General features: G+C 59.0%; 13 protein-coding genes and 2 pseudogenes. 7 read left to right on the top strand and 8 right to left on the bottom strand.

The window, feature by feature from the left end:
- Nucleotides 1–8 precede the first annotated feature (8 nt).
- From OKW28_RS08200 to catB, 3 genes are all read left to right on the top strand, one after another.
- A complete protein-coding gene (locus OKW28_RS08200) occupies nt 9–953 on the top strand; it encodes a LysR substrate-binding domain-containing protein (protein WP_429444661.1) in 945 nt (314 codons plus the stop codon).
- Between the two features lie 519 nt (nt 954–1,472).
- Nucleotides 1,473–2,024 carry a GNAT family N-acetyltransferase gene (locus OKW28_RS08205; protein WP_429444662.1) on the top strand — a complete coding sequence of 184 codons (552 nt, stop codon included), beginning with the start codon at nt 1,473–1,475 and terminating at the stop codon, nt 2,022–2,024.
- A gap of 247 nt (nt 2,025–2,271) precedes the next feature.
- Nucleotides 2,272–2,913: a type B chloramphenicol O-acetyltransferase gene (gene catB, locus OKW28_RS08210; protein WP_429444664.1), complete on the top strand. Its 642-nt coding sequence runs from the start codon at nt 2,272–2,274 to the stop codon at nt 2,911–2,913.
- A gap of 171 nt (nt 2,914–3,084) precedes the next feature.
- Here catB and OKW28_RS08215 read toward each other — a convergent pair whose 3' ends face one another.
- The 3 genes from OKW28_RS08215 to OKW28_RS08225 all read right to left on the bottom strand — a co-directional run bounded on the left by OKW28_RS08215 (nt 3,085) and on the right by OKW28_RS08225 (nt 5,321).
- Nucleotides 3,085–3,477 (bottom strand): hypothetical protein, encoded by a 393-nt coding sequence (locus tag OKW28_RS08215; protein ID WP_429444666.1) that lies wholly within the window; start codon nt 3,475–3,477, stop codon nt 3,085–3,087.
- A gap of 112 nt (nt 3,478–3,589) precedes the next feature.
- The gene (locus OKW28_RS08220; RefSeq protein WP_429444668.1) at nt 3,590–4,612 is read right to left on the bottom strand and encodes a Type 1 glutamine amidotransferase-like domain-containing protein; all 1,023 of its coding nucleotides are present in this window, start codon (nt 4,610–4,612) and stop codon (nt 3,590–3,592) included.
- Between the two features lie 253 nt (nt 4,613–4,865).
- Nucleotides 4,866–5,321: a GNAT family N-acetyltransferase gene (locus OKW28_RS08225; RefSeq protein WP_429444670.1), complete on the bottom strand. Its 456-nt coding sequence runs from the start codon at nt 5,319–5,321 to the stop codon at nt 4,866–4,868.
- Between OKW28_RS08225 and OKW28_RS08230 the strand changes: the two genes are divergently transcribed.
- On the top strand, nt 5,320–5,460 hold the full coding sequence (locus tag OKW28_RS08230) for a hypothetical protein (RefSeq protein WP_429444673.1): 141 nt from the start codon (nt 5,320–5,322) through the stop codon (nt 5,458–5,460). The two genes, OKW28_RS08225 and OKW28_RS08230, sit on opposite strands and share 2 nt — an antisense overlap.
- A 19-nt stretch (nt 5,461–5,479) precedes the next feature.
- On the opposite strand, the gene OKW28_RS08235 is transcribed toward OKW28_RS08230, so the two are convergent.
- The 4 genes and pseudogenes from OKW28_RS08235 to OKW28_RS08250 all read right to left on the bottom strand — a co-directional run.
- Nucleotides 5,480–5,890 (bottom strand): nuclear transport factor 2 family protein, encoded by a 411-nt coding sequence (locus OKW28_RS08235; protein ID WP_429444674.1) that lies wholly within the window; start codon nt 5,888–5,890, stop codon nt 5,480–5,482.
- A gap of 205 nt (nt 5,891–6,095) precedes the next feature.
- A complete protein-coding gene (locus OKW28_RS08240) occupies nt 6,096–6,545 on the bottom strand; it encodes an NUDIX domain-containing protein (RefSeq protein ID WP_429444676.1) in 450 nt (149 codons plus the stop codon).
- A gap of 200 nt (nt 6,546–6,745) precedes the next feature.
- Nucleotides 6,746–7,201, bottom strand: coding sequence for a GNAT family N-acetyltransferase (locus tag OKW28_RS08245; protein ID WP_429444678.1), 456 nt, complete (start codon nt 7,199–7,201; stop codon nt 6,746–6,748).
- 369 nt (nt 7,202–7,570) lie between these two features.
- A pseudogene (locus tag OKW28_RS08250) lies at nt 7,571–7,714 on the bottom strand (IS110 family transposase); the annotation flags it as partial.
- A 74-nt stretch (nt 7,715–7,788) separates the two neighbouring features.
- Here OKW28_RS08250 and OKW28_RS08255 point away from each other — a divergent pair.
- A protein-coding gene (locus tag OKW28_RS08255) for an IS5 family transposase (protein ID WP_429444680.1) occupies nt 7,789–8,767 on the top strand; the annotation gives its coding sequence in 2 pieces (ribosomal slippage) (nt 7,789–8,703 and nt 8,705–8,767; 978 coding nt in all).
- Between the two features lie 137 nt (nt 8,768–8,904).
- On the opposite strand, the pseudogene OKW28_RS08260 reads toward OKW28_RS08255, so the two are convergent.
- Nucleotides 8,905–9,772: pseudogene (locus OKW28_RS08260) on the bottom strand (IS110 family transposase); the annotation flags it as partial.
- A 537-nt stretch (nt 9,773–10,309) separates the two neighbouring features.
- On the opposite strand from OKW28_RS08260, the gene OKW28_RS08265 reads away from it, so the two are divergent.
- Nucleotides 10,310–10,981, top strand: a complete 672-nt coding sequence (locus OKW28_RS08265) for a DedA family protein (protein WP_429444682.1) — start codon at nt 10,310–10,312, stop codon at nt 10,979–10,981.
- A 47-nt stretch (nt 10,982–11,028) separates the two neighbouring features.
- Nucleotides 11,029–12,060, top strand: a complete 1,032-nt coding sequence (locus OKW28_RS08270; protein WP_429444684.1) for an AI-2E family transporter — start codon at nt 11,029–11,031, stop codon at nt 12,058–12,060.
- The last annotated feature ends 459 nt before the right edge of the window (nt 12,061–12,519 follow it).

Here is a 12,519-nt window from a genome sequence, read left to right on the forward strand (position 1 = left end):
AAAAGACGATGCGCGACACCGTCCAGCCAGCCGATCTGGGCTTTTTCTCGACGCTCGCCGCGAGCGGCAGCCTCAGCGCAGCCGCACGCGAACTGGGGCTGACCGCGGCGGCCGTCAGCAAGCGCCTGACCCAGATGGAGCAGCGCGCGGGCGTCGCACTCGTGAACCGCACGACGCGCCGCATGATGCTGACGCCCGAAGGCGAGCTATACCTCGACCGCGCGCGGCGGATTCTCGACGAGATCGACGAACTGGCCGAACTGCTCGGCTCGGCGAAGAAGACACCGAAGGGCTTGCTGCGCGTGAACGCGACGCTCGGCTTCGGGCGCAGCCATGTCGGGCCGGCGATCTCGCGCTTCGTCGCGCGGTATCCGCAGGTGTCGGTTCAACTGCAGTTGTCGGTCACGCCCCCGCCGCTTACCGACGACAGCTTCGACGTCTGCATCCGCTTCGGCGAGCCGCCCGATACGCGCGTGGTCGCGCGTCGGCTTGCGCCGAACCGGCGTCTGCTGTGCGCGGCGCCGTCGTATCTCGCGGCGCACGGCATGCCGCTCACGGCGCACGATCTGACGCGCCACAACTGCATCGGCATTCGTCAGGGCGACGAAGCGTACGGCGTGTGGCGGCTGACCTCGGGACGCGGCGCCGCGCGCAAGACCGAGGCGGTGCGGATCAAGGGCACGCTGACCACCAACGACGGCGAGATCGCCGTCAAATGGGCGCTCGAAGGACACGGCATCCTGATGCGCGCGGAATGGGACATCCGGCAGTATCTGACGGAAGGATCGCTCGTCCAGTTGCTACCCGATCACGACACACCGAACGCGGATATCTTCGCGGTGTATTCGCCGCGGCATCAGATGTCGAATCGTATTCGCGCGTTCGTGGAGTTTATTGCGCGGGAGTTGGGAGGTGAGGTGGGGGGTGGGGGCGTAGTGCAGCACAGCGGTTGACTCGAGGTGGAGCTACCCGACACATTGCATCACATTGAAGAGGTTGTTTCTCGCTCGCGAGAAGCTGAATCGCAATCTGGACGGCCTTGTCAGCGGATCGTCACTATCTGGAAATCGAGTACTGCTTGTCTTGATGGGCTGGGTTCGATAGTGTGCGCGTTACTATCCGTATCCGTTTCCGTCGCGGCATTGGTATCCGCGTTGATGACGGCACCCGATACTATGTTGTCGAATAAGGCGCTTTTCCTGGCAGTTTGCCTCGTGGCAACAAGTGCCGCGTGCGCTTCGCTAACACAGGTCCAGTTTAAATGTCCATCCACGAGCCACACGGACCCTCCCGACCTTGCGAAAATATTGATTAATCTTGCCAACGGACAGTCCAAAGGATAAGCGACAGAGGTAAATCGCGAAAGTGGCCGCACAAAGGCTGTGCTGCCACGCGGTTCGATGCGTGCGGTTGTTGGCTCTCGACCCACATGTTCTAATGGGGTCATCTATTTCCGGTGCCCTGCCCTCGTCATGCCATTATTCGAGCCCGTCACGCTGACTACCCCACGCCTCGTTCTGCGGCCGCTTCGTCATGAAGACGCGCAACCACTGTTCGCGATCTGGTCGGACGCGGAAGCGATGCGCTATTTTTCGTTTCCGGCGATGACTTCCCTGGATCAGGCAACGGATCGAGTCGCACGTAAATTGAAGAGGTCAACTGGCGGCCAAGACTTCATCTGTGCAGTCGAGTTGCAGACAACCGGCGAAGTGCTCGGTGATTGCGCTCTCTTTCATGCAGACGAGCAATGCCGACGCGCGGAGATAGGCTTTGGTCTGCAACGCAAGCATTGGGGAAACGGATATATGAGTGAGGCGGTTTCCGCGCTGATCGAGCACGCGTTCGGCACGCTGAATTTACGCCGGATTGAGGCGGATATCGACCCACGAAATGTAGCCTCGGCGCTTCTTCTCGAACGGCTCGGATTTGTCCGCGAAGGGTTGTTGCGTGATCGCTGGATAGTTGGCGATGAGGTGTCGGATAGCGCGCTGTACGGGCTGCTCGAATGTGATCGTCGGGCGTAGATGACCACTGGCTGACGCCAGGATGTGAGCTTGACGCTGCGCCGTGAGCGACCGGAATTCTCTCTGATTGTCGCGAATTTACGCGGCGGCGTCGACTGACCGGAGTTGGCTGAAACCGGCGAAACTGGTCCCGACCGTCATTGACGAAAAGATTCTGCCGCACGGCTCAGGTTTGCCGCTACCGGATTTCCTCGTAACCTTCGTGCTCGAACGATAAACGCACCCCAGACTACAGCGTGGTCCCTTTATGAAGAATTACTTCGACAGCCCCTTCAAGGGGAAGCCGCTTTCAGAGCAGGTAACCAATCCCAACATCATCGTGGGGCGTTACAGCTACTACTCTGGCTACTATCACGGACACTCCTTTGATGACTGTGCACGCTACCTGTTGCCAGACCGCACAGGTGTCGACAGGCTGATCATCGGTAGCTTCTGCTCTATCGGAAGTGGTGCGACGTTCATGATGGCGGGCAACCAGGGGCACCGGAACGATTGGGTAACCACATTTCCCTTCTTCTACATGACGGAAGAACCGGCGTTTGCTGACGCCTGCGATGCATTCGAACCCGCCGGCGATACGGTTGTCGGGAATGACGTCTGGATCGGTTCCGAAACGATGATCATGCCAGGTGTTCACATCGGTCACGGTGCCGTGATCGGGAGTTGCGCCGTTGTCACGAAGGACGTTGAACCCTATACGATCATCGGCGGGAATCCGGCAAAGCCGATCCGAAAGCGCTTTTCGGACGATGAGATCGGGATGCTCCTTGAGATGAACTGGTGGGACTGGCCGCTGGACGAGATCGCCAAGTCGATGAAGTTGCTCTGTGCCACGGATATCGCAGCATTGTATGAACGCTGGAGCAACTCATCGTTATCGGGTCGCTAACACTCGCGTCGACCGACACGCACGCAGTTGACGATCTGGGCATTGACCTTGACTGGCCGATGTTGGCCGAACGCGGGCCGACGGCGAACGCACCAAACCGACCCACTTCGGACTTTCGACGTTCCACAAAACGGACGTTCGACCTCCTGATCCTTGTGACCACCCACGCGGCTAGGGGGCCGTCGAAATTGCGCGTTGCACGTTGGGATCGAAGTGGTTCCGATACCAATCAATCATTCCCCGCATATACGGTTCGGCCGGTGGCATATCCCCAGCGCCTATAAGTTCTGCACATGCGGCGGCTACCGCAGTGAGAATCCGCGCCGCTTCCGGAACATAAGGTAGGTCGAGATCCTTGTCTTGACGCGCCCGGATTACTTCGTAGCGGGCACCCTCGGGTAACGTCCACGCGCTAATCAGGAACTCCTGCACGCTCACTTGCTGTCCGTTTACTTGGACAGAACGACTGCGGTGCTCTGCGGCATAGCCTGCCTGTTCCAAACGCTCGCAGCTATCGATAGCCGCATTTAAAACTTCACGAATCAATCGCCAATCAGTTTTCATTTCACGCCCCACGTTGGCTTCGATAAAGCGTTCAAGACGTCGGATCGTTAGAATCGACGCTAAATAATTGTCGCCGGTTCAAGGCGCCGCGTCGAATGCCGTTGTTGGCCGATCACAGCCCATTGCTATCTTTATCTTGAAGTCTCACGCCACGCGTATCACGACCGTTCTGATGATGGACAAGCGAAGCGACTCTCCCACTTCGGTCTTTTTCAAAGGTCACTTGAGCATCGATGATTTTCAGGAAGAACCGATCTACGCTTTCCGGGAAAATCTCGTGTTTTGGTTGACTGCCATATTGGGCAAAGAGTTGTTCACCCTCAATGGTGATCAGTACCTCCATCGGGCTCATAAGTTGATATCGTCCAACGCACGCTTCCTTCGCCGCAAGTGATAGGGAAATCGGTCGACGCTCGGGTTCGTAGCGAAGCGAGCCGATCGCCTTTGCGTGCAACGGGCGTTCGGTCACCCCGTCAGGATGGCCTTCCAGTTGATATGCAGTAGCACCCTCGCGCCAGGATAGCACCGCTGCGATAGCGTCGCCCTCATACAATACCGCCGCATCGTCGTCGATTGCGATCGCCGAAGGCATCGCGAGTATCCGCATCGTTTGCAGTAGTTCTTTTCGGCGAGTTCCGTCACCCGCATGAAAATGGACGTCGCAGTTGCCCGGTAGAATTCCGAGGCCGGGGGGAAGCGGAAGATTGCGATTGGCTGGCGACGGTACGTGATGGTCAAACCAGCAAATCGCCCCAGCGCTCATCCCGGACAACAGGACGCCACTTTCCCACGCTTGTCTGAGCACCAGACCCCACTCTTTCCACAGCGCCAATGCGCATCGTGGATTGCCGCCGCTGACGAAGATCGCGTCCTGCTGAAGCAGATGCGCTGCGGCATTATCCGCCCGAACGCAGTGGGTGCCTGCCACGCCGTAGAAGGTAACGTTGGAGGTTTGGCAACCGAGCTTCCCGTAAATGGCATCAAAATCATTGATTAACATTGGCGGGTCAGCGGCCGGGGTAGAGAGAAGACAAATTCTGGGATTTGGTTTCCCGGTCAGGTCGCGAATATATGTAGCGGCGAGCAACTCCGACTCGCCGTTGGAAAATCCACCAATCGCAAGAATTCGTCGCATATAAACCCTCTCCCGGATAACGTCATCGCATGCAAGACATAACAGTTTGACATTGTCAGCGATCTGTCCGCTGAGGTCGATCGTCCGCTGTTGGCCGGTCAGGGTCTCATGCGTTTTGCATGTGCGGCCGGCGCATCGAAATTACGGGCGGCGTGCATCCGATAGCAAAAGGTTAAGCGGCAGCAAGACTTCAACGCCCGCAAATGGTTTCGAACCTGCTCGGAAATATCGCGTATCCGTGCGAAGCCACGTCTCACGTGGCAATGCGTTTCTGCATGAACACGCTCAGCGGGTCGTTCGCGTAATCGCCAAACGGTCCCCGACGCTCATAGCCAGTTGATTCGTACAACGCCAGCGCCTCGTGTTGGTACGGTCCGGTTTCGAGCTTGATCAGCTTGCACCCAACGTCTCTTGCCCGCGACTCAAGCTGTGACATGAGCTTTTTCGCGACACCTTGACCTCGGCCGCGAGGACTTACGTACATGCGTTTGAGTTCGCCAAAATCAGAGTGGAGGACTATCGCCCCACAGCCGATTGCGTGACCCTCAACGTCCCGCGCAACGGCGAACAGGACATTAGGAAGCTTCAACGATGCGAGGTCGAGAGCGTGCCTGCTCTCCGGCGGGTACAGGGTGTCTTGGTACACGTCCAGATCTGCAATGAGGGCGATCACGTCAGGTTGATCGGGTGATTCGAAGGCGATAGTCATGGCTGAAGAAGCGGGTCGAATGGGAGAGCAGATTGCCGGACGACGAGCGAAGACGACGGCTATCCGTATTCATTTGACCATTGTCGACGATCTATCCAGCGTTGTCGAAGGTCTCAAATTGGCCGGTCCGTGCCGGTGATCTAGCCACGACACACCAGTCAATATGGGCTCTCCTCGTCGATGAGCTCAACAAGATGCGCTCTATTGACGGGCGCAGCATAAGGCTCGGGCCAGTATTCGACAATCTTAGTAATCTTCCCGGCTTCGACTGAGAAAAACGATATGGCTCGCGCCGTCAACGCACCGTCGGTAACGGTCACATCGGATACTGCTTCATGACCGGTGTTGGCGACGACTCGGTTCACCGTAAAGCGCCAGGGCCCTTCTGCCGGATACTCCGAGTTCATTTGCGCAAACCGCGCCGCGCCTCTGATGCGTTCGTTCGACTGGGGCCATTCGAGGATGAATTGCTCACTTAGCACTGACTCGACTGACGCAAAGTCGTTTGAGCCCATGAGTGTCCAAAATTCGTGGACGAGCGTCGAGATATCAGTAACAGTTGCTGTCATAGCTCTTCTGCGTCAGTCTGAATTAAGAGAATTTCGAAGGCTGATTGTCGACGATTCGGCCGGTCGTGTCGAACGTCTCAAAGTGGCCGCGCGCTGCCTCATGCGATTGGCATATGCGGCCTGAGCCTCGCGAGGCTGCGACCGGTTGAATCCGCCTCCGCCGCCGGCCGCTGCCGATCACGCGTAGCTGGCTTGCCATCAGCTTTTAGAACTTGCGGAACAAATCGTCGATCGAATACGGTAATGCCAGTTCGGGCATTTCGTGCCTTTTGAAATACCGGGTGACCTTGGTTTCGGTGTCGGTAGGAATTCCGGAACCGCCAGTGATCTTGCACTGAAACAACGTCGCAACGTATTCAACCTGATCGCCATTGGGATACGTGTATCGGAATGCTCGGCCGCCGAAGACGCCGAGAATGCCATGAATGCGGATGGCGTATCCGGTCTCTTCCATCACCTCCCGGGCAATTGCTTCTTGGGGGCTTTCACCCAGTTCAACTCCCCCAGCTGGCAAACTCCAAGCCTCATCCGAAGATTTCTCTTGCAAGAGAAGTCTGCCCTCGTGATCGTGAATCACGGCCGCAACCGACGGGCTCAGTATCAAACCATTACCGACCTTCTGTCTTAACCAACCGATGTAGCTCTCGTCATTCAAAATGCCACCCGCATAGGAAAGTCGAACCGTTGAGATGGAAAACCGAACCTCGGCATCGGAGGCGATTGTCGCGGATCTGAACGGCCTTGTCGAACGGCCGAAAGTGGCCGAACTCCGCAGTACATGGTTAGGCGTCTGGACGCTCGAACTTCTGTCGCCGACTCCAGCGATGGGCCGCGCCCTATGAATACCAATGCAGCCTAGCTTTCTTCCTGTGTTTCGATTGGCTGACGCACATAGTAGATATCCCATTCTCCTTCGTCAGCCTTTACAAATCCATACCGCTGGTAGAAGCGGTTTGAATCACTGCCTCGTAGAGCACAGAGGCGGATTGGCATGCGTTGCGCGTCGGCATTCGCGAAGACGTCCCGCAAGACGGCTGCGCCGATTCCTTTCCCTTGGTGCGCCGGCAGAATGTAAAGATGGTCCAGTAGCCAGTAGTCTGCCTGTGGGCGAATGAGGATAAAGCCCGACCGAACGCCATCGACCTCTATGAATCGACACCGCGCAGGGTCGAATGACCCGAGGAAGCGCTCGCGGGCACGCTGCGGGTCGAAACGACCGATGCGCTCCAGACTCTCGCGCATCGCGGCGATACGGATGGCGACCAGTGTGTCGGCGTCGGACTCGGTTGTATCGGAAAAGGCGATGTTCATTGGGAACGGCTTCCGGTCAAAGGATTCGCGAGGCTTACTTCTTGTGCGAATACTATCGCGCCGAATCGATTGTCACCAATTTGCACTTTGGGGCCGAAGGTCCGTATATGTATATGGACTCCTCCTCGTTTGCAAACATGTCGCCTATCAAGCCTCATTGTCGATCGCTCACGTATATCCGGTCTCGTACAAATGTGCCTCTGCGAGGCAACGGACCCTGATGGGCTATTCGCGCGCTGACTCCCAATCGCTCCTACGGGCTCGAGGCCTCGGTCCTTCGCGGGTTTGATCAGCGCCGGTTCGACCTGTTGGCCATCGTGCGGCTTGTTTGGCAATCGTGGATGAAGGTACAGCTGGTTGCTCTCGGTTTCAGTGCGCAGCAAGCTCCGGCTGATAGTCAGTTTCCCTTGTGATCATCGCCCAGGCAATTCGAGCCGTCTTGTTTGCCAGTGCCACGGCTGCAATATTCGGGTGCCGGTCTCCCGCTATGCGCATAATCCACAGACTTAGGGCAACACTGATTAAGTCCACCAATCTGGCACGTCAAGCGTTATAGAGATCGGATTAAACGAGGAAGGCAGAACAGGATGAAACAGCAGACGCTGGCGATGGCAGCCGATCAAGGTGCGGGTTTCGAGACCCACCGCAAACGCACGCGGCGCGACGAGTTTCTCGACACGATGAATGCGATCGTGCCATGGTCGCAGTTGTGCGCGGTGATCGAGCCGCATTATCCGAAGCGCGGCAATGGCCGCCCGCCAATTGGTCTGGAGCGCATGCTGCGGATCCACTTCGTGCAGCACTGGTTCAATCTGGCCGACTTCGCTTGCGAAGAGGCCCTCTACGACAGCGCCAGCCTGCGTCGCTTTGCCGGAATTGACCTGGGTTGCGAAGCTGTGCCCGATGCGACGACGCTGCTCAAATTCCGGCGCCTGCTGGAGACGCACAAACTGGGCGAGCAATTGTTTGCCGAAGTCGGCCGGGTCCTTCAGGCCAGCGGCATGAAGCTCAAAAGCGGCACCATCGTGGACGCGACGATCATCGGCGCGCCGAGCTCGACGAAGAATGAGCAGAAGGCGCGCGACCCCGAGATGCATCAGACCCGCAAGGGTCGCCAATGGTATTTCGGCGCCAAGCTGCACATCGGTGTGGACAGCCAGAGCGGCCTGGCGCACAGCGCGGTGCTCACGCCCGCCAATGTGCATGACAAGCATCCACTGCCGCAATTGCTGCACGGGCAGGAGCGGCGCGTCTACGGCGACAGCGCCTATGCGAGCCAGAAGGCACTGATCCACAGCAAGGCGCCCAGGGCGCGCGACTATACCAATCAGCGCACGCGCCGTGCGGGCGGCGAAGTCGACGAGGTGCAGCGCGGCAAGAACCGCAACAAGTCGAAGATCCGGGCGCGAGTCGAACACGTCTTCGCGGTTGTGAAGCGCCTGTGGGGATTTACCAAGGTGCGCTATCGAGGGCTGGCAAAGAACGCCAACCGGGCGTTTCGTCGCGCTCGCACTGGCGAACGTCTACCTGTCGCGCAAGAAACTGATGGCACCGGTACGCCCATAGTGGGCGAAAGGCGGGCAAAGTGCCCGCCCAACAGGCCTGCGAGGGCCGAAAAGCAAGGGCTTAAGCTCGGCCTCATCACTTGGCGAAGTTCAAATCGCTGACACGTCGCCGATTTACCCGCTTGTTCAGCTTTGCCTTAGTGCATCAGTCCGTCGTCTGGCCATCTGGATCATCGCGCGCGCACCGTGAATTAACAGGCAGCGCACGTAGGCGTCGCCTCCCTTACTAATTCCTAGCAGCCGTTCCGAGCGACGCGGCCATCTGTCGGCCATTGGCGAACTGTCTGGCATCGCCCACGGTTGCGATTAGCGCGGTTGCTACCATCGGCCCGATACCACGTAGTTGCTGCAGACGTCTAGCTACTGGATCGGATGCGGCAATTGCAGCAATTGCGGCAATTTCGCGGTCGAGTTCGCGGATCCGGTCGTCCAGGGAACGCAGATCTTCCCACAGCCCCGTGAGCAGGCGCCGGAAACGGTCGCTCAGACCGCTGTTCACGTCTTCCAACCAAACAGGAACAGCGCGGCGCAACTGGAGAATCTCTCTGGGCGCCACGATGCCGTACTCGGAAGTCAGGTCGCGGATCTGATTTGCCTTTGCGTTACGTTGCTCCATCAATCCGGCGCGAACGCGGTGAACTGCCTGCACGTCTTGCTGCCCGATGGTCTTGACGGCGACGAAACGCATGCCTGGCCGACTCATCGCTTCACAGATAGCTTCGGCGTCGTTTGCGTCGTTTTTGTTACTCTTGACGTACGGCTTCACCAACTGCGGGGCGATCAGCTTGACCGTGTATCCGATCACCTGAAGACGCCGCGCCCAATGATGTGCACCGCTGCAGGCTTCCATCCCTATCACGGCGCGCAAAGGAACGGTTCGCTGCAAGACGTCCAGCCATTCCCTACGGGTAAGCTTGCGGCGCCACACCGGCTTCTCGCTTCGATCGACGCCGTGCACCTGGAAAACGTTTTTTGCGAGATCAATCCCAACGCGAATAATGTCCATCTCGGGTTCCTCCTCGTTGACCGGTCGAACACGTCGTTAATCATGCGCCGTGCGCTAGTCGGGCGAGGAGGAGTCCATATACGGCCCTTCGCAAAGGTCGTAATTAGGACATTGAGATGTCGGCTTCGATCAGTTAACGGTCGATCACAGACTCATTTCTGCGCGGCGCTTCCGATTCCTTGATGTGTCGCTGGCCTCTGTAATGCCCAGCAGGAAGCTGTCAAACTGCTGACTTCGGCGCGGCCCTGTCTGCGCGGCTTTCACCCCTACTCGGTAAAGTTGGCGTACTACCAAAATCTCGCGATGCGGCTGCACGCGAACGGGACGGCCGGCACGAAAGCATTGCCCCGACGGTTTCCGTCGCCGGCGGCGCCCGGCGTTGAGAAACGCGCGAAAGATGCGACCATACAGCCGTGGCCGGCTGCTCGCGACGTCAAGATGCGCAACGCGATTGCGCCCGCCAGGCACACAGTGCGGGACTGCTGCGGGCTTGCCGCTATACTTCCCCCTCCACCAACGGACACGTAGCCGGCACACATGGCCACGTTCGTGCAATTCGTCTTGCAACTGGACCAGGACCTCGAAGCGCTGCTGGTCCAGCATGGCCCGTTGGCCTACGCAATCCTCGGGGCGATCGTCTTCTGCAGTGTCGGCGTACTGCCGCTCGTCATTCTGCCCGCGGACATGCTCCTGTTCCTGTCCGGCGCGCTCGCTGCCGTCGGCGTGCTGCAGCCTGTGTGGCTCGCGCCGTTGCTGGTCGCGGCCGCGGTTGCAGGAAAAGTGTTCAACTATGCGCTGGCACGTGCCGTCGCGTCGGTATGGAACCCGAAGCGCAGCGGCTGGATCGACAAGGTGACTGCGCGAACGCGCGCGCTCTACTTACGTCATGGCGCCGCGCTGCTGCTGTACTCTCCGTTCATCGCAATCGTCCGGGCGGTCGCGCCCGCGCTCGCCGGCGCGACGAAGATGCCGTTTCGCCGCTTCGTGCGCTTCGCGACCGGTGGCGCGGTGATCTGGATAGGCTCACTTGCGGGTTCCGGGTATTTTTTCGGCAACGTGCCGTGGGTCCGCTCGCACCTGCCGGCTGCGATGGCGATCGTGATCGGCGCGGGTGTCGTCGCGTTCGTCGTCAGCCTGCTGTGGCGAGGACGGCGCAAGCGCCGCACCACCGACCCGACGCTATCCGACGAAAAGTCCCGCTGCGACTGACGCGGCGGCCCACAACCCGCCAGGCAGCGCTGCTCGCGAGGAAACGCATGAACCCGGGTCTGCTGAAATGCACATGTGCGGCCGTGCTCGCCACACTGCTCGGGTGGGGACTGTATGTCGGCCGCCCCGTGCTGGTGCCAATTGCGTTCGGCATCATCGCGACGTACGTGGTCTTCGGTCTCGCCAACCTGCTGCGCCGCATTCCCTACCTCGGTGCACGCCTGCGGGACGGCCTGCGCCACGCGATCGCTGCGACGCTGATGCTCTTCACGGTCTACCTGTCGGTCGACCTGCTGCTGTCCGACAGGGACCGGCTGATGGCCGTCGCGCCGAAGTACGAGGCGACGCTGCTCGTACTGTTTACGAAGTTCGCCGCGCTGCTGCACATCGAAACGGAGGCCAACTGGGCTGCGATCCGCCGCGATCTGTTAGCGAGCGTCAACGTGCAGGCGATCATAACCGCCACGCTGTCGTCGGTGTCGTCGCTGCTCGCGGCGATCATCGTCGTGCTGCTTTATGCGACGTTCTTTCTCATCGAGCACGCGAAATACCGCCGCAAGCTCGTGAACTTCGCGGGCGACTCGACGCGGATCGTGTCGGTAATCGACGAGATCAACTCGAAGATCGGCGTCTATCTCGCGATGAAGACCCTGCTCGGCGCGATCCTTGGCATCGCGAGCTGGATCTGCATGCGGCTCGTCGGACTCGAATTCGCGGAGCTTTGGGCGGTGCTGGCCGGCCTACTGAACTTCATCCCGTATGCGGGCTCGTGGATCTCGGTCGCGGTGCCGACGCTGCTCGCCGCGCTGCAGTTCGGCCAGTGGAACGCGGCGATCGTGCTGTTCATCTCGCTCACGCTCGCGAACTTCGTGGTCGGCCATCTCCTTGACCCGTGGCTGATGGGCGGCTCAATGAACCTGAGCCCCGCGGTGATCCTGATCAGTCTGGCGGTGTGGTCGTCGATCTGGGGCATCGCGGGCGCCTTCCTCGCAGTGCCGATCACCGTCGGCCTGGTCATTGCGTTTTCCACGTTCGAATCGACACGTCGTTTCGCAGTTCTCCTGACGAACGATGACTAACGTTGTTCGGCTGTCGGTGACGTCCCGCTTTGACAAATCTTGACGGTGGTTACGGGCATCTCGACCAATGAACGCCACGTCGTCGGCTCTGACCGCTTCGCGGGTGGCAATGGCCGCGTCGCATGCTTCCTTGACCTACGCGGCCAATGCGTCAACCGCTGCGATTATGCGCGCCGGCACCCCATCGGTCCTTTAAGGATGTCGAATTATTCTGGCGTTGCTGCTTCGATCGTCGCGTCTGTCGCCATGATGTACTCCTGCACGTTGCATTTCAAAGTTCAGGTTGATCGGAAGGTTCCAGCACACCACGTTTTCTGCTGGGCGCCCTGGCCCAGCAACCCGGTTCCAGTCATGTGTCGAGTCCGCTGGGCAACCTCGCCATTTGCCAATCTCATTAACGGCAACTACGTGTGCCACCCGATTTCTATTTTCAGACAGGGTGACAAATATCGAATAAAT

The sequence above is a fragment of the Paraburkholderia sp. 40 genome (assembly GCF_050434105.1).
Classification (GTDB): domain Bacteria; phylum Pseudomonadota; class Gammaproteobacteria; order Burkholderiales; family Burkholderiaceae; genus Paraburkholderia; species Paraburkholderia tuberum.

Excerpts from the sequence above, each read along its gene's own strand:
- OKW28_RS08215 (WP_429444666.1), bottom strand. The coding sequence starts at position 3,477 with ATGAAAACTGATTGGCGATTGATTCGTGAAGTTTTAAATGCGGCTATC.
- OKW28_RS08200 (WP_429444661.1), top strand. The coding sequence starts at position 9 with ATGCGCGACACCGTCCAGCCAGCCGATCTGGGCTTTTTCTCGACGCTC.
- OKW28_RS08230 (WP_429444673.1), top strand. The coding sequence starts at position 5,320 with ATGGCTGAAGAAGCGGGTCGAATGGGAGAGCAGATTGCCGGACGACGA.
- OKW28_RS08235 (WP_429444674.1), bottom strand. The coding sequence starts at position 5,890 with ATGACAGCAACTGTTACTGATATCTCGACGCTCGTCCACGAATTTTGG.
- OKW28_RS08245 (WP_429444678.1), bottom strand. The coding sequence starts at position 7,201 with ATGAACATCGCCTTTTCCGATACAACCGAGTCCGACGCCGACACACTG.
- OKW28_RS08265 (WP_429444682.1), top strand. The coding sequence starts at position 10,310 with ATGGCCACGTTCGTGCAATTCGTCTTGCAACTGGACCAGGACCTCGAA.
- OKW28_RS08225 (WP_429444670.1), bottom strand. The coding sequence starts at position 5,321 with ATGACTATCGCCTTCGAATCACCCGATCAACCTGACGTGATCGCCCTC.
- catB (WP_429444664.1), top strand. The coding sequence starts at position 2,272 with ATGAAGAATTACTTCGACAGCCCCTTCAAGGGGAAGCCGCTTTCAGAG.
- OKW28_RS08220 (WP_429444668.1), bottom strand. The coding sequence starts at position 4,612 with ATGCGACGAATTCTTGCGATTGGTGGATTTTCCAACGGCGAGTCGGAG.
- OKW28_RS08270 (WP_429444684.1), top strand. The coding sequence starts at position 11,029 with ATGAACCCGGGTCTGCTGAAATGCACATGTGCGGCCGTGCTCGCCACA.
- OKW28_RS08205 (WP_429444662.1), top strand. The coding sequence starts at position 1,473 with ATGCCATTATTCGAGCCCGTCACGCTGACTACCCCACGCCTCGTTCTG.